This is a genomic window from Arthrobacter sp. 4R501, assembly GCF_002929755.1.
Lineage (GTDB): Bacteria > Actinomycetota > Actinomycetes > Actinomycetales > Micrococcaceae > Arthrobacter.
Genome location: NZ_PJIW01000001.1, coordinates 189904 through 206003, shown reverse-complemented (window position 1 = coordinate 206003; position 16100 = coordinate 189904). Strand labels below are relative to the sequence as shown.

Here is a 16100-nt window from a genome sequence, read left to right as displayed (position 1 = left end):
TCGCGCAGCAAAGGGAGGTACTGCCAGACCCCTGATAAACAGAGCCCTCGCTAGGTCCGGTGTGACCGGGTTGTATTGACCGTGAACCCCAATCGTTCCCCGTACCCATAGACCGGAGCCAGCGTGACCGCCGTCGTAACCCCGATTCCCGCACGCGAGCAGGCGGTCGGCCGCCCCCTGGCGATCGTGCTTGGCCTGCTGACCATTTTCGGGCCCATCTCCATGGACCTCTACCTGCCGGTCCTCCCAACGCTCACCGTTGAGCTTCAAAGCACGACGTCGGTGGCCCAGTTGACCATCACCGCCTGTCTGCTGGGGCTCGCCATCGGCCAACTAGTGGCAGGGCCGCTTTCGGACCGCCTGGGGCGGCGGATACCGCTGCTGATCGGCATCGTTGCCTACACAGTTACCTCTGCGCTCTGTGCGCTGAGCCCTACCGTCGAGACGCTCATCATCGCAAGGTTTGTCCAGGGCCTGGCCGGAGCCGTGGGCATCGTCATTGCGCAGGCCGCCGGGCGGGACGTCTACTCGGGCGCCAAGCTGATTCGCTACTACGGCCGCCTTACGGTTCTCGGGGGACTGGCTGCCATAATTGGCCCGGTCATCGGCGGGCAACTGGCAACCGTCACCGACTGGCGCGGAGTCTTCCTGTTCCTCGCAGCCGTCGGCGTCGCCGTCCTGGTGGCATCTTTGATGATCTTCCGGGAGACCTTGCCGGCGAACCGTCGGGTGACCGGAGGCCTCTCCCACACAATCCAGGATTTCCGCCGGCTCCTCGCTGACCCGGTGTTCGTCGGAGCAGTGCTGATCACGGGCTTCACGTACTCGGCGGTCTTCGCCTATTTGAGCGGGGCAACTTACATACTCCAAGGCATATATGGGCTCTCCCCACAGGGTTACTCGTTCGCTTTCGGCCTGAATTCACTGGGTTTTGTGGTCTTTGGATTCGTCGCCGGCCGTCTCGCTGAACGGTGGTCCGAACGCGGAACGCTCACCGTGGGCCTGCTCATGACGGCGGCCGGCGCCCTGGGGTTGCTGGCCACGGCGCTCCTGCACCTACCGCTGATTGCCATCGTCCTGGCCCTGTTCACCATGGTCAGCGGGGTTGCGGTGACCAGCCCGCCAGCCACCTCACTTGCGCTCAAGGATTATCCCGATATCGCCGGGACGGCCTCCTCATTGCTGGGGCTGGCCCGGTACGCCTTCGGCGGCATCGCCGCTCCGTTGGTGGGCATCGGCGGCGCCAACGACGCCGTCCCGTTCGGGATCGTTGCGGCCGTTTCCGCGGCAGCGGCCGTCCTTTGTCTGGGGCTGGTCAGGGAGCAGCGGAAACAACACGCCGCGCGGCGAATCCCGTGAGGACCGCTACGGTGCCCGCCATGAGGAGCCCTGCCAGCAGGTAGACGCCGAACAGGGCCGGTGCAGGGGTGTTTTCGTCAATGAACGGCGACGGCACCAGGGTCCACACGATGCCGGCAGCCCAGGCGCCGGCGTTGACAGGAATCCAGAACGCGGTGCGCCGCCGCGGAACCAGGCGGCGAAGGACCAACCACTGGAGCGTCGGGATGGACAGCAGAAGCGCACAGCCGAGCACGGCACCAAGGACGATCATCCCTGGCGAGCCGAAGTCGATCCCGCCCAGGCTGCTGGGGAGCATCCCGATCGACCAGGCGGTGGCCGCACCAGCCACCGTCACCAGGATCCAGCGACCCCTGGGTACCGTCGGCCCGAAACCGATTGACTGGCCGAGCCCCAGCAGGCAACCTTCACCTGCGCCGGCGAGGACCATTGCGGGATAGACGACGCCGGCCGGCGCAGCGAGGACGCTCAGGATGCCGCCGACAATCACGGGAATAGCAAACCCCGCAGCTTCGGCGAGCGTTACGGAGACGAACCAGCGGCGAAGGAAGGGGTCCCGGAGCACCGTCACCCCGTCCGCTCCACCGCCGCCAGGATGGCCTGGCCCAACTCCACAGGCTTGGTGAACTGGGGCCAATGGCCGGTGGGGAGGTCCACGTACTCGACGTCGCGGATGCGGGCCAGCTCGGCGGTGAAGGGATGGCCGGCGTCGATCCATTCGGGGAGGAGTGACGACGGGAACTGGCACGCGATCACAGTCGCCGGAACGTCGTACCTGCGGACGTCATGCAGGCGCTGCCGGCCATGCGCAACGCCCCTGGGCTCGGGGATGGCGCGCGCCCGGAACGACGCGCGCAACTCATCGGTGAGGTCCACCAGATCGGCGTCATCGAAGCCATCCCACGGCGGCAGGGGCACGTCGTCGCCCTCGGTGGGCAGCCCGTCATTGATGACGCCGCCCTCGCCCAGGGGTCCGCTGTCCACGTAAATGTTCCGAGCCACCCGGTCAGGCCGCGCGTCCGCCACGCCGTGGATGACCGCGCCACCACCGGAGTGCCCCACCAGAACCGCCTTTCCGTCGAGACCGTCCAGAACGTCTACGACGGCGGCAATATGGTCCTTCAGAGTGATGCCGCCACGCCGTGCGTCCACAGATTCAAGGCCGGGAAGCGTCAGTGGGTGGGGTGTGTGCCCCGCCGCCGCCAGGGCCGGCGTCACCTTCTCCCAGGATGAGGCGTCCAACCAGAAACCGGGTACCAAGATGATGTCCATGACGGAACCCTACTCCGCGACCCCGGCGCTAAGTAAGGCGCCCGGCAACACCGGGGCGGTCAGGCCGCCGTCGCGCATTACAGCGACGTCGTCGGTCAGCGGCACGAATTCGGTGTCATGCGTGACCATCACCGTGGCCACCTGGAACTCGTCCGTCACCCGGCGCAGCAGCCCGACGATCGAAGCGCTGCGCGCGTGGTCCAGCGCCGCCGTCGGCTCGTCCACCAGCAGCACCTTCGGGCTGCCCATCAGGGCCCGGGCAATGTTCACCCGCTGCCGCTGCCCGCCCGAGAGCTGATGCGGACGCTTGTCCGCGGACGCAGCGAGCCCCACCAGGTCCAGGAGTTCCGCGGCGTGCGAACGCGCGGCCTTCAGGGACTTGCCGCGCAGGTGGTGGCCAATCATCAACTGCTCGACGGCGGTCAGGGAAGCCAAGAGGTTGGGCTGCTGGAAGATGATGCCCACCTTCTCCCGCCGCAGCGCGGTCAGTTCCCTGTCCTTCAGCCCCGCAGTGTTGACCCCGTCGATCATTACGTCCCCGTTGGTGGGGCGGACCAGGGTGGCGGCGACGGCCAGGAGGCTGGATTTGCCCGAGCCGGACGGGCCCACCAGCGAGACCATCCGGCCCCCTGCGGCCCGGAGGCTGACGCTGTCCAGGGCCTTGATGGTTCCGCCCCCGTCCGGGTATTCGAGGGTGACGTTGGTGAGGGTCAGCGGGTGGGCGAGGACGGAGCCGGCAGTTGGCGTTGCGAGCGGTGCACCTGCAGTAACAGACATGAGAGTACCTTTCGGGAGGGTGGAGAAGTGGTCAGTTGCCGCCGAGGGCGATCAGCGGATCGACGGTGGTCACCCGGCGTACGGCCAGCGCGGCGCCCGCCATGCCCAGGGCCACTATTCCCAGCACGGGCAGCAGCGTGGTGGCCGGCGTGACCAGGAAGGGCGCGGCCTGGGCTGCGGCGAACCCGCCCAGAATTCCGACCGCCCCGCCCAGGCCTGCACCGGCCAAGAGCACGATGGCAGCCTGGGTCATGGCATCGCGCAGCACGTATCCGCCGGACGCGCCCATGGCCTTGAGGACGGCGATATCGCGGGTGCGCTGCACTGTCCAGACCGTCAGGAACGCCACGATCACGAGCGCCGAAATCCCGTAGAGGAACGCCTGCATCAGCATCAGCGACCCGTTTTCGCTCTTGAAGGAACCCAGCGCCTGGAACGAACCGGTGCGGGTGGTGCTGACCGTCCGCGCCATCGCATTGGCCGCTTCCTCGTCCACCACGGCGCCGTCCTGGTAGGTGACGGCGACGACTGTGGCCACCGGCAGAGTGCCCGGTGCGCTGCCGGCAGCCGGAGCCAGGTGCGCCACTTCGGCCCAGGTGGGCAGCGCCGTCCACACCACACCGGTGTGCGAATACCACTGGTCATCCACGACGGCGGCGACGGTCACCCCAGTGCCACCCACCGTGGCCGTGTCTCCGACGTCGAGCGAGAGATCCGCGGCGACGGTCGCACCGATCACCACCGACCCCGCCCGAACCGGCGACGGCGCCAGAAGCCCGTCCTCTGCAACGCCGAACACCGCCACATTGGTGGTGCCGCCGTCGCCGCCCTGGAGGCGGGTCTGGCTGATGCCCAGGGCCTCGGCCCGGGCCACCCCGGCGGTGTGCTTCCAGGTGTCCACCTGCGCGGCCGTCACTTCACTTTCGGTGAAGGATGCCGTGGGCTGGTTGGTGCCGGGTGCGCCGAAAACGATGCTGTCCACCGGCTTGGTCGCAGCGCCGGAGCCAGCACCGGAGCCAGCACCAGACCCGGCACCCAGTTTCCCGATGGCGGACGTGGACTGGTCGCCCAGCCCGGCGGTGAGCCCGGACAGCAGCACCAGCAGCAGCGTCACCAGGGCCACCACGCCGCCCATCAGGGCAAACCTGCCCTTGGCGAACCGGATGTCGCGAATAGCGAGAAACACGTTGTACTTCCTTCAGTCGGGGTGGAATTCCTTCTGAATCCACTCTCCGGCGCATCGGCCCGGCCCACATCGTGGACTTGGTTGAGCCGGGCGGGACAAAAGACTGAAGGGGCGGTCAACCTTTTGGTTGATCCGCACGGCCCCGTCGGCGCATAAGCTGGTGAAATGCCTGCCGCGGACCCACAGACCACCCCGTCGGGGGCCGCCATCCTGCGGTTTTTGCGGGTGACGCTGCATGTCGGGTTTGCCGTGCTGCTGCTGGTCGCCATCCTGCGGCTGCACTTCGCTGACGGAGCCGCCGGCACGGACGGCGCCACCGAAGCGGCCGGGCCCGCCACAGCGGACGGCACGGCAGCCGGTCAGCGCCTCGTCTGGTCCGCCCTCGCCCTTGCATTGGCAGCCGCGTATCTCGCCGGCACCGTCCTGGAGAAGCGATTCGCCGCCGGCCGCTCCAGCTTCAACCCGCACCCCTACGCCGCCCCCTGGCTGGGCCTTGTCACGGCACTGTGGGGCGTCCTCCTCGCGGGCAGCGCCGAATTTTCCTGGGTGGCCTTTCCGCTCTTCTTCCTCCACCTGCATGTCCTGCCGCGTCGGATTGCCCTGTTCACCATCGCCGCGATGACGGCTGCCGTCGTGGCTTCGCAGTGGGTGGCCAGCGGGCTGCCGTCGCCCACCCTCCCCATGGTCATGGGGCCGGGGCTGGGTGCCGTTTTCGCCGTGGTCACCGGGCTGGCTTACCGGGCGCTCTACCAGGAGAGTGAAGCCCAGCGGCTGGCGGCGGACGAACTCCGGCGCACCCGCGCAGAACTTGCCAGAACCCAGCATGAGGCCGGCGTCGCAGCTGAGCGTGAGCGCCTCGCCCGCGAAATCCACGACACCTTGGCGCAGGGCCTGTCCAGCATCGTCCTGGTGGCGCGGGCGGCAGAGAAGTCCCTGGCCAGCGGCGACCTTGCCACCGCCGCCGAGCGGTTCGCGATGGTGCAGCAGACGGCGTCGGAAAACCTCGCGGAGGCCCGCAGCTTTGTCCGCGGCCTCACCTCGCCGCAGCTCCAGGAGTCGTCGCTCCCGGAAAGCCTGCAGCGGCTCTGCGGCGAAACCGAAACGCTCGCCGCCCCGCGAAGTGACGGGCTCCGCTGCCGCTTCGAACTGGTGGGCGACCCCGCGGAGCTACCGCCGCAGTACAGCGTCACCCTGCTCCGGGCCGCCCAGGCCAGCCTTGCCAACGTCAGGCTCCACGCCAAGGCAAGCACCGCCGTCGTCACCCTTGCGTTCCTCGGGGACGAGGTCACCCTGGACGTGTACGACGACGGCACGGGCTTTGTGCCGGAAGCGCCCGGTTCCGGCGTGGCCAGCCGAGCGGACGGCAGCGGGTTCGGGCTGCGTTCGCTGGCTGCCCGGGTGGCTGAGCTGAACGGCTCCCTGGAGGTGGAGACGGCACCCGGCGAGGGGACCGTCGTCGCCATCCGGCTGCCGCTCATCGGCGGGGGCGCCGAGGGGGAGCGGGACTGATGAGTAATCTCCGCATTCTCCTGGTGGATGACCACCCTGTGGTCCGCGCGGGCTTGCGCGCCATGCTCACCGAATTCGCTGACTTCGGCGTGGCTGCCGAGGCATCCGACGGGGATGCGGCGCTGCGCGAACTCGCGCGGCTGCGGACGCTGGGGGAGCGCGTGGATGTGGTGCTGATGGACCTGCAGATGGGCGCCGGGATGGACGGTGTCACCGCCACCGCCGCGATCCGGCAGCTGGACGCCCCGCCGCCGGTCCTGATCCTGACCACCTACGACACTGAGGCGGACATCCTGGCCGCCGTCGAGGCAGGCGCCAGCGGCTACATGCTCAAGGACGCGCCGCCGGAACAGATCCGCCAGGCGGTCCTGTCGGCGGCGGCCGGCCAGACGGCGCTGGCTCCGAAGGTCGCGGCACTGCTGATGTCGCGGATCAGCAGCCCGGAAACTGCCCTCACAACCCGCGAGGTCCAGCTGCTTGAACTGCTGGCCACCGGCCTGACAAACCGCGCCATCGCCCGGCGGCTTTTCATTTCCGAGGCCACCGTCAAAACCCACCTCGTGCACATCTACGGCAAGCTCGGCGTGGACAACCGGACCTCGGCCATCGCCTTTGCCACGCGACGCCGGATCATCCGTACACCGGACCAGTAACGGTGCCATACTGAGGTCTGCATCACTCGGCGGTCGGGGGGAACTTCCGAAATGGTCCTGGATACAGCGACTTCGTCTACCGCACCACGCACCCACGGACACGCTGCCGGCGACCTTGCTCTCCAGGCCTTCGCCGACGCGTGCCGGGATACGGTGAGATCCGCGGACCTCGTGGGCAGGTACGGCGGGGAAGAGTTTGTCCTCCTCATCCCGGGTGCCTCCGCCGGGCGGGCGGAGGAAATCGCCGAGGAGGTCAGCAGGCGGCTCGCCGAGGTTCCCACAGCGACCCGCGGGGCTAGCCCGGGCCTTCCGGTGGTTGAGCTTGTCGAAACCCCTGGATCTCGACAAGCTCGATCACCGGGCCGCCGCGGCCATACGTCAGTTGAGCTTCCCCGCCAGCCGTTCCCGCATGGCCACGCTGGCTGCATTCAGCCCGATCAGCTCCACGTCCCGCCCGTGCCGGCGGTATTTCTCGGTCACGGCGTCCAGCACCGCGACGGTTGAGGCGTCCCAGAGGTGCGAGGCGTGGAGGTCCACAGTCACCCGGCTGACGTCCGGCCCGGCGTCCAGTACGTACTCGAACTGCGTGTACAGGTCGTTGGACGAGGCAAAGAACAGCTCGCCGTCCACCGTGTAGGTGGCCACGTTCTCGCCGTTAAGTTGGACGACGGTCCGTTCCACCGTGACGAAGTGCGCCACCCGCCGGACGAACAGCGCCGTGGCCGCCAGCACGCCCGCCCCGACGCCGATGGCCAGGTTGTGGGTGGCCGATACGACTGCCACGGTGATCACCATGACGGCCGTCTCGGACTTGGGCATCCGGCGCAGGGTCCGCGGAGCGACGGAGTGCCAATCGAAGGTAATGGCGGAAACGAAGATCATTACGGCCACCAGCGCGGCCATCGGAATCAGGCCCACAACATCGCCGAGCACCACCACAAGGACCAGCAGGAAAACGCCGGCCAGGAACGTGGACACGCGGCTCCGGGCCCCGGAACCCTTGACGTTGATCATGGTCTGGCCGATCACGGCGCAGCCGCCCATGCCGCCGAAAAAGCCGGTGACGATGTTCGCCACGCCCTGGCCCCAGGACTCGCGGGTCTTGTTGGAGCGCGTGTCCGTGATGTCGTCCACCAGCTTGGCGGTCATCAGCGATTCGAGCAGCCCCACCAAAGCCATGGACAGCGAGAACGGCGAGGACCTGGAACGTCTCCCACGTCAGCGAGACACTGGGGAGAAACACCGAAGGCAGGCTGTCGGGCAGCTGGCCTTTGTCCTGGACGGTGGGCACATCCACGCCGGCCAGCACGGCAAACAGGGTGAGCACCACGATGGCCACCAAAGGTGAGGGCACCGCCGTCGTAATTCTTGGCAGTCCCACCACGATGACCAGGCCCACGGCCACCAGCGGATAGACCATCCACGGCATGCCGATCAGTTCGGGGATTTGGGCCATAAACACCAGGATGGCAAGGGCGTTGACAAAGCCCACCATCACCGAGCGCGGGATGAACTGCATCAGCCGGGTGACGCCGAGGACCGCCAGGAGGATCTGGAAAAGGCCCGCAAGAATCACCGCCGCGATCAGGCGGTCCAGGCCGTGGCTGCGCATCAGGGGGCGATGACGAGGGCGACGGCGCCGGTGGCGGCGGAAATCATGGCGGGCCGGCCGCCCACAAAGGAGATGGTGACAGCCATGGTGAACGAGGCGAACAGGCCGATCCGCGGATCCACGCCGGCGATCACCGAGAAGGCAATCGCCTCCGGGATCAGCGCTAGCGCCACCACCAGGCCTGCCCGCGCCTCGGTCCTCAGCCGCGTGGCGAACGAAGGGTGGCGGGGACTGATTGGAGCTGCTGAGGCGTGCTGGTCCGGGCATCGGGGACGCGTGGTACGGCCATGGCTGGGTCCAGTCGTGCTGGTGAAGACGGCAGTGGGGGGCTTCATTCTGAGGCGGGGATGGGGCGGCGGGACGCCTCATTGCGAAATAGGGGGCACGTCCGCCCCTACCAGTCTGGGGTACGCGCCAAGCCAACTGCTAAAATAACTGGGTTGTAGACCGGCCTATAGCTAGTCCAGCCAGCGCCGTAACGTAAGTAGGGGACCACACAAGACATGACGGCAGGCGGTTCACACATCAGCACTTCGGAGAGCGTCCCCGGTCCGTCGAAAAAGACTGCGGCCGGCACGGAGCTTCCGAAGTCTGCCGCGCCCGCTGTAGCTCCCCCCACCAAGCGCCGGGTGTACATCGCCACCTGGCAGGGGTTCCTCGGCGCCCTCATGATGTTTGTGGGCTCCATCGGAACGGGCTGGATCGCGAACGGCTCACCCATGATCCGCCAGCCGGTGGTCATCGCGCTGCGGACCGAGGGCTGGGGCGTGACGCTGTCCACCGTGCTCCTGACGGTGGGGGCGATGCTCCTGATGCGGTCCTGGCTCCGGCTGGGCCAGCGGCTGGGCGACTGGGGCGAACACTCGCTGCGGTCGGTGGTCATAGCCATCTCCGCCTGGTCCCTGCCGCTCCTGCTGGCCGTCCCGATCTTCTCTCGCGATGTCTACGCCTACACGGGACAGGGCCGCCTGGTCATGGAAGGCCAGAACCCCTACACCGTGGGCATCTCCACCCTCAACAACTGGTTTGCCCTCGGTGCGGACCCGGCGTGGGCCGAGAACAGGACCCCCTACGGGCCTTACTTCCTATGGCTCGCCCGCGGCGTTGTGGAGCTGACAGGGGCACAGCCCGACGTGTCCGTTCTGCTGTTCCGCCTGATCGCCGGCGTCGGGGTTCTGCTCTGCGTCATTTACGTGCCCAAACTGGCCGAACTGCACGGAATCAACGGCGCGCGGGCACTCTGGATCGCGGTGGCCAACCCGCTGTTCCTGATCAGTTTCGTGGCCAGCGCCCACAACGACGCGCTCATGGTGGGCCTCGCCGTCGCCGGTGTCTACTTCGCCGCGACGAAGCGCTACCTGGCCGGAATCCTGCTGGTCACCGCCTCCATCGGGATTAAGCCGATCACCGTGCTGCTCCTGCCGTTCATCGGGGTCATGTGGGCGGGGCACGCCGCCTCGTGGACGCGGAAGTTCCTTATTTGGGGAGCGACGGCGGGAATCAGTTTCGCCGTTCTGGCCGTCAGCGGGATCCCGTACAACCTCGGGTTGGGCTGGGTCTGGGCCATCATGGACCCGACGCCGGGGTACACCGGCTATTCGCCGTCAGGGTTCCTGGGGCAGCAGGTGGAGTTCCTCGGCAACGTGCTGGGACTGCCGGGCGGCACCATCGCGGACCTGCTGCGGACGGGCATGAAGTGGGCGGCCATCGGGCTGGTCCTGCTGCTGATGTTCCGCGGAGACTACTCGCGGGCGGTGCGCCGGCTGGCCCTGGCGTTCACCGCCGTCGTGATGCTTTCGCCCATCATCCAGCCCTGGTACATCCTCTGGTTCCTGCCGTTCCTGGCTGTGACGGGCATCCGGAATGACTGGCAGATCCGGTGTCTCTACGTAGGCGTGACGTTTTTTGTGGTGTTCGGCGCACAGGACCAGCTCTCGGTCTGGTCCTTTGTGGAGCTGGCCATTGACGCGTCGTCGCTGGCGTTCGTGACGGCGCTGCTGTTCACGTTCTATCTGCTGGTCCTGGACATCCACACGCGGAAGCTGCTGATCGAGGGTAAACCGTTGGACTGGGCCCGGCGTGGTTGGCGTTGGGTCCTGGACCAGCGCCGCAGCGCCCGCTGAGGCGAAATCCCGCCACATGGGAATTGGGAACTGCTAAAAGGCAGCTGGCAGACTGACACTGCTTACGCGAGGGTTTCCGGCCCGGCCATCACGAAGGGCCCCTGCCATTCTTGCGGCAGGAGCCCTTGGGTAGGAACTTGGCGGTTTTTAGCTCAGGCCCTGCCGTGTGCGGATCGAGACCGGCGGGAGACTGAGTCGAGGGTTACTGCCAGGAGCAGCACCACACCGGTGACCATGAAACGGAATGACGAGTCGAGATTCAGCAGGGTGAGGCCGCTGGAGATTGACTGGATGACGATGATCCCCAAGATGGCAGCGAAGGCGCTGCCACGGCCCCCGAACAAGCTCGTTCCGCCGATGACAGCCGCAGCGATTGCGTTCAGGTTTACGTCGCCGGTGCCGCTTCCCTGGTTGGCGGCTGCGAGGCGGGCGGCTCCTAGGAGTCCTCCTACCGCTGCGAGGGTTGAGCAGGTGATGAAGACGGATGTGTAAATGGCTTTGACGTTTATGCCGGCGCGCCGGGCTGCTTCTGGGTTGCCGCCGACGGCGTAGACGGAGCGGCCCCACTTGGTTCGTTTGAGGAGGTAGTTGAGGATCAAGGTCAGTGCGATGAACAATATGAACATCCAGCCGACTCCGCGGCTTTGGTTCAGGTAGGAGACAGCTACTCCGAGGACTACCAGCAGGAGAATGGCGCGCAGGGCGACGTTCTGCATGGACATGGCGGACAGTCCGGCGATTCTGCGGGCTCGTGAGTGGAAATAGTCGGTGGCGAACAGGCCTGACGCTGCGGCTGCTACCAGAACGTAGGACAGCCAGATGGGCACGAATGCCAGTTGGGCGAAGTACACCAGGGGTGAGTCGAACGGCAGGTTGATGGATCCCTTGGCACCCAGGATGTAGAGCTGCAGTCCCAGGAATCCGAGTAGCCCGGCGAGGGTGATGACGAAGCTGGGAACGCCGAACCGGTTGAAGATCTGTCCGTAGATCCAGCCGATGGCTGCTCCGAGGGCAACTGTGGTCAGGATAACCAGCCAGACGGGCCAGCCCATGTTGACCGAAGTGACTGCGACGACAGCGGCGGCCAGTCCGCTGACGGAGCCGACGGAAAGGTCGATTTGGGCTACCAGGAGGACGGAGACGATGCCGAGGGCGATGATCCCTACGGCTGAGCTTTCCATGGTGAGGTTGACCAGGTTTGCGGGGGAAAGAAAGATCGGGTTCAGGGCCTGGAGGACTGCCCAGATCACGATCAGTCCGCCGATGACGGGCAGGACACCGAGGTCGCCGGAGCGGGTTCGGTCCAGGAATGCCTGGAACTGGCCTTTGAGTCCTGTCCGGTCTTGCAGCCGTTCGTCCTGCAAGTCCATGGCGAGGGAGGCGGGAGCGGTTTGTGTCTTGTTTTTCATGATGCGTCGGTCTCCTGGGTCGGTCCCTGGCCGGTGCCGCGTGCTGCGGACCGTCGTGAGACGACGTTGTCCGTTGCTCCGGTAATGGCGGCGATGATGTCCTCGGTTGAGACGTCGCGGACCCTGAAGTCTCCGTTGTTGCGGCCAAGGCGCAGTACAACCACCCGGTCCGCGACTGCCTTCACGTCGGCCATATTGTGGCTGATCATAATGACGCCGTGGCCGCGTTCGCGCAGTCTTTCAACGAGGTTGAGTACTTCGGCGGTCTGCGCGACGCCGAGCGCTGCGGTCGGCTCATCGAGGATGACGATTTTGGGGTCTCCGAGCAGGGACCGGGCGATGGCGACGGTCTGCCGCTGGCCGCCGGACAGCGCTGCAATGGGTGTCCGGACAGAGGGGATCTTTGCCGAGAGCTGCCTCAGCAGCTCCCATGAACGGACTTCCATGTCCACTTCGTTCAGCCGGAGCGGTGATATTTCCCGGCCAAGGAAGAGGTTGTCGACGACCGTGAGGTTGTCGCAGAGCGCCAGGTCCTGGAAGACGGTCGCGATGCCGAGGTGCTGGGCGGCCGCTGGACTGGAAATCGTTACTTCCCGGCCTTCAAAGGCGATGGTGCCGGAGTCGGCTGAATGTACTCCCGAGAGTACCTTTACCAGCGTCGATTTGCCGGCGCCGTTGTCACCGACGACAGCGACAACTTCGCCTTCGGCTACGTCCAGCTCAATGTCCATTAGCGCGGCGACGGCACCGAAGGACTTGTTTATGCCGCGCAGTGACAGCAGTTGGGGGCTTCCTGCTGCGGCGATGGGTTCTGATGGCATGTTTTTCCCTGTTGTTCTCTGGGGCTAGTGATGTTGGGGTTGGAGGTTCCGGTGTCCGGACCGGGACACCGGAACCTCCTTGCCGTGATGCCGGCTCTACTTGATGCCGGCCTTGGCGCAGGCTGCCGCGTAGGCGGAGGTGCAGAGCTCGGACGCCTTCACGATTCCGGTGTCCACCAGCGACTCTTTGAGGTTTTCGGCGGTGACCACTGTCGGGACGAAGAGTTCCGACGGGGTGTTGAACAAGGTGGTTTTGCCCGCAGGCTTCTCGCCCTTGGCAAATGAGTAGGCTATCTGTGCGGCGGCTTCAGCCACGGTCTTGATTGGCTTGGAGATGGTGTTGTACTGGTCCCCGGCCACGATGCGCTGGGCGGCGGCGAGCTCGGCGTCATTGCCCGTTACAGGGGGCACTTCGGTTCCGGCAGCTTTGAACGCCGCGATGACGCCGCCTGCCGTGCCGTCGTTTGCCGCGACAACGCCTGCGATTTTCCCGGAGAACTGGGTGATCTGGCCGCTGACCCAGTCCTGGGCCTTGGTCGGTTCCCAGCCCGGGGTGTCAAACTCGGCGAGGAGCTGGAACCCGCTCGGGTCAACGGCGGAGTGGATGCCCTTCTTGATCAACCCGGCGGCTGCGTCAGTAGGGGAACCGTTGACCTGCAGCAGTCCTCCCTGGACGTTGCTCGCCTTGAGGTGGTCGACCAGGGACTGGGCGATCATCGAACCGATTTTTTCGTTGTCGAAGGAAACGTAGTAATCGGCGGGGGCATCGGGGATCGGGCGGTCGTAGGCGATGATCGGCACGTTCTGCACCTTGGCTGAGTTGACGATCGTCGCGGCAGCTGCAGAGTCGACCGGGTCAATCACAATGGCCTTTACACCCTGGGCGAGGGCGGAGTTGGCCTGTTCCTGCTGCTTTGCCGCGCTGGCGTTGGCGTTTGAATACACCACGGTGCATCCTCCGCAAAGCTCCTTGATCTTTGCCTCAAACAGGGGCTTGTCGAACAGCTCATACCGGGTTGAGGCGATATCCGGCATCAGAAACGCTATTTTGGCGGCCGAGGCGTCGCCCGTGCCGGCTCCTGCAGTGCCCTGGGAACCGCAGCCGGTGACGGCAGTGCCGAGAATGGCAGCCGTGGCGGCTGCCGTCATGATGCGCGCGTAGAAGTTCTTCATTGAATTCTCTTTCGTGAGGTGAGCCTAGTGAGTTGGGTTCCCCATGACCTCAACTTGTATGTCGAGAATAACAGAAAAAGTGTGAAATTGGTCACGAAGATTGATAAATTGTTTCATGGCTTGTGCGGGGCATATCCTAAGCACAGGCCTGCCGTATGGGTCCACGCAGTGGTGGAAACCCGCGCGCAGCGACGAAAGTGAGCATGATGAACGACAACCCCGGACTCAAAAAGCCGCGCATCACCCGGCAGCGGCGGATCATCGAACATGTTGTGGGCGCAGGGTTTTCCAGTGCCGCCGATCTTGCGACCCTCACCAACGTCAGTCTGATGACCATCCACCGCGACATCGATGATCTGGCAACTCGGGGAATCCTGCGCAAAGTCCACGGCGGAGTGTCGGCGCTGCCCTCCACTGTCTTTGAGGCGAGCTCTGAGATCCGGATGCAGATCCAGCCGCAGGCCAAGACGGCGCTTGCGCGGAAGGCCCTGGAGATGGTCGAGCCAGGCATGTCCGTGATGCTGGATGACTCCACAACCGTGTTCGCCCTTGCCCGGTTGCTCAACGATGTTGGACCCATGACGGTCATCACCAACTACAGGCAGGCGATAGAGCTGTTCCGGGAGAACGATGACATCCGGCTGATCGTGACCGGAGGCCAGTACTCACGCACCCATGACTCTTTCATTGGCCTGCCGAACGACGGCTCGTTCAGCTCCTACGCGGTGGATGTCGTGTTCCAGTCCACCTCAACGATGGGATCCGAGATGACGTATCACCAGGAGCAGGATGTCGTTCATATGAAGCGGGCCATGCTGAAGGCCGGCACACGACGCGTGCTGATGATGGACGGGTCCAAAACGGGGCGGACATCGCTCCACCACTACGTTCCCGTGAGCGATTTCACCGACCTCATTCTTACTGACGATGTCTCTTCCGAGTTCAGGGAAGCAGTGTCTGAGCACACCACCTTACACATCGCCCCGCTGCATTCCACGCACAGCCAGACAGGTTAATCCGGTCTGCATGAGGGCATTCTCGACGATTCCGATCCGGCACCGAAATGGCGCCGAGGGTTGCGGGCGGGGCCAAACGACCATGCCGGCCCCCGAACCGCGGGAGCCGGCGCGCCCGGGGTGCCAGCGTGGTTCTAGGCCGTGCGAGCTGGCATGAGGGCTTCGGGGTTGGCGCAGTGGGCGAGGGGTTCGCCGTTCAGGTACCTCCGCACATCCGCGGCCACGATCTGGGCGGCCTTGTTCGCGGTCGCTTTGCTGGCCCCGGCCAGGTGCGGGGTCATGACGATGTTGGGGGTGGTCAGCAACCGGGAGGCTGCGGGAACGGGCTCCTCGGGGAAAACGTCAAAGGCGGCGCCGAAGAGGTGGCCGGAGTCGAGGGCGTCGCAGAGTGCGTCGTAGTCCAGGAGGGCGCCCCGTGCGCAGTTGACGATGATGGAGCCGGGTTGCAGGGCGGCGATTTGTTCGGCTCCGATCATGCCGGTTGTCTCGGGCGTGACGCGGGCATGGAGGGTGATGACATTGGAGCGGGCCAGTAATTCGTCGAATTCGACCTTTTCGGCCTGTCCGGCCAGTGCGTCTTCTGTGACGTATGGGTCGTGGACCAGGACTGTTGCCCCGAAGCCTTGAAGCATGCGGGCAACGCGGCTGCCGATGGCTCCGTAGCCGACCAGGCCGACAGTGCTGCCTTCGAGTTCCGGGCCGACGTTTTCGTGCAAGTAGTAGTCACCACGCCAGGTTCCGGCGGACAGATCGGCGTTGGTCTGGGGGATGCGGCGCATGGCGGCCAGCATCATGCCAAGGGTGTGCTCGGCTGTTGCTGCAGCGTTCCGTCCCGGTGCTGACGTTACGGCTACACCGTGCCGGGTCGCTGCTTCCAGGTTTGCATTGACGGGGCCTCCGCGGCTGATGCAGAACAGTTTGAGGTCGGGGCATGCTTTCAGGACTTTTTCGGTCAGGGGGGCCATTTGTGTGATGCAGATTTCCACTCCCTGCAGGGCTTCGATGAGTTCATCTTCGGTCCCGGAGGCTTCATCGACTTCTGCGACTCGGCCGAAGGGCACGACGGGCCAGGGGAGGGTGAGCTCGGTGAAGGACAGGCTGCGGCCGGTGACTTCCTTGGCTACGGCGCCAGTGAGCAGGTCATTGAGTACGAAGTGGTCGCCTGCGGCGAGAATGCGGGTGGTCATGAT

At 65.7% G+C, this 16100-nt stretch carries 13 protein-coding genes and 2 pseudogenes; 6 read left to right on the top strand and 9 right to left on the bottom strand.

Features of this window, described 5'->3' with window-relative positions:
• Nucleotides 1-144 precede the first annotated feature (144 nt).
• On the top strand, nt 145-1359 hold the full coding sequence (locus CXR02_RS00985; protein WP_258060656.1) for a multidrug effflux MFS transporter: 1215 nt from the start codon (nt 145-147) through the stop codon (nt 1357-1359).
• Here CXR02_RS00985 and CXR02_RS00980 read toward each other — a convergent pair.
• The 4 genes from CXR02_RS00980 to CXR02_RS00965 are packed head-to-tail and all read right to left on the bottom strand — an operon-like array spanning nt 1316 to nt 4594.
• Nucleotides 1316-1930, bottom strand: a complete 615-nt coding sequence (locus CXR02_RS00980; RefSeq protein ID WP_104060285.1) for a hypothetical protein — start codon at nt 1928-1930, stop codon at nt 1316-1318. The two genes, CXR02_RS00985 and CXR02_RS00980, sit on opposite strands and share 44 nt — an antisense overlap.
• Nucleotides 1927-2631 carry an alpha/beta fold hydrolase gene (locus CXR02_RS00975; protein ID WP_104060284.1) on the bottom strand — a complete coding sequence of 235 codons (705 nt, stop codon included), beginning with the start codon at nt 2629-2631 and terminating at the stop codon, nt 1927-1929. Before CXR02_RS00975 ends, CXR02_RS00980 begins: the two co-directional genes overlap by 4 nt.
• Nucleotides 2632-2640: 9 nt before the next feature.
• Nucleotides 2641-3408: an ABC transporter ATP-binding protein gene (locus CXR02_RS00970; RefSeq protein WP_104060283.1), complete on the bottom strand. Its 768-nt coding sequence runs from the start codon at nt 3406-3408 to the stop codon at nt 2641-2643.
• 31 nt (nt 3409-3439) lie between these two features.
• Nucleotides 3440-4594, bottom strand: a complete 1155-nt coding sequence (locus tag CXR02_RS00965) for an ABC transporter permease (protein ID WP_104060282.1) — start codon at nt 4592-4594, stop codon at nt 3440-3442.
• 165 nt (nt 4595-4759) lie between these two features.
• On the opposite strand from CXR02_RS00965, the gene CXR02_RS00960 reads away from it, so the two are divergent.
• The 3 genes and pseudogenes from CXR02_RS00960 to CXR02_RS22740 all read left to right on the top strand — a co-directional run.
• Nucleotides 4760-6103 carry a sensor histidine kinase gene (locus tag CXR02_RS00960; RefSeq protein WP_104060281.1) on the top strand — a complete coding sequence of 448 codons (1344 nt, stop codon included), beginning with the start codon at nt 4760-4762 and terminating at the stop codon, nt 6101-6103.
• Entirely contained in the window at nt 6103-6756 is a 654-nt protein-coding gene (locus CXR02_RS00955; protein ID WP_104060280.1) for a response regulator transcription factor, read from the top strand. Before CXR02_RS00960 ends, CXR02_RS00955 begins: the two co-directional genes overlap by 1 nt.
• 90 nt (nt 6757-6846) lie before the next feature.
• A pseudogene (locus CXR02_RS22740) lies at nt 6847-7260 on the top strand (GGDEF domain-containing protein); the annotation flags it as partial.
• Here CXR02_RS22740 and CXR02_RS00945 read toward each other — a convergent pair.
• Nucleotides 7141-8657 (bottom strand): annotated as a pseudogene (locus CXR02_RS00945) (SulP family inorganic anion transporter); the annotation flags it as partial. The pseudogenes CXR02_RS22740 and CXR02_RS00945 overlap by 120 nt on opposite strands.
• A gap of 214 nt (nt 8658-8871) precedes the next feature.
• Between CXR02_RS00945 and mptB the strand changes: the two are divergent.
• Nucleotides 8872-10491, top strand: coding sequence for a polyprenol phosphomannose-dependent alpha 1,6 mannosyltransferase MptB (gene mptB / locus CXR02_RS00940; protein ID WP_104060279.1), 1620 nt, complete (start codon nt 8872-8874; stop codon nt 10489-10491).
• 152 nt (nt 10492-10643) lie between these two features.
• Here mptB and CXR02_RS00935 read toward each other — a convergent pair whose 3' ends face one another.
• The 3 genes from CXR02_RS00935 to CXR02_RS00925 form a co-directional block, all read right to left on the bottom strand.
• Entirely contained in the window at nt 10644-11900 is a 1257-nt protein-coding gene (locus CXR02_RS00935; protein WP_104060278.1) for a sugar ABC transporter permease, read from the bottom strand.
• On the bottom strand, nt 11897-12721 hold the full coding sequence (locus tag CXR02_RS00930) for an ATP-binding cassette domain-containing protein (protein ID WP_104060277.1): 825 nt from the start codon (nt 12719-12721) through the stop codon (nt 11897-11899). The genes CXR02_RS00935 and CXR02_RS00930 overlap by 4 nt, the downstream gene beginning before the upstream one ends.
• A gap of 96 nt (nt 12722-12817) precedes the next feature.
• Nucleotides 12818-13894: a sugar ABC transporter substrate-binding protein gene (locus CXR02_RS00925; RefSeq protein WP_104060276.1), complete on the bottom strand. Its 1077-nt coding sequence runs from the start codon at nt 13892-13894 to the stop codon at nt 12818-12820.
• Nucleotides 13895-14100: 206 nt separating this feature from the next.
• Here CXR02_RS00925 and CXR02_RS00920 point away from each other — a divergent pair, with 206 nt between their 5' ends.
• On the top strand, nt 14101-14910 hold the full coding sequence (locus CXR02_RS00920) for a DeoR/GlpR family DNA-binding transcription regulator (RefSeq protein WP_219816374.1): 810 nt from the start codon (nt 14101-14103) through the stop codon (nt 14908-14910).
• A gap of 134 nt (nt 14911-15044) precedes the next feature.
• On the opposite strand, the gene CXR02_RS00915 is transcribed toward CXR02_RS00920, so the two are convergent.
• Nucleotides 15045-16097, bottom strand: coding sequence for a 2-hydroxyacid dehydrogenase (locus tag CXR02_RS00915; RefSeq protein ID WP_104060274.1), 1053 nt, complete (start codon nt 16095-16097; stop codon nt 15045-15047).
• Between the last annotated feature and the right edge of the window lie 3 nt (nt 16098-16100).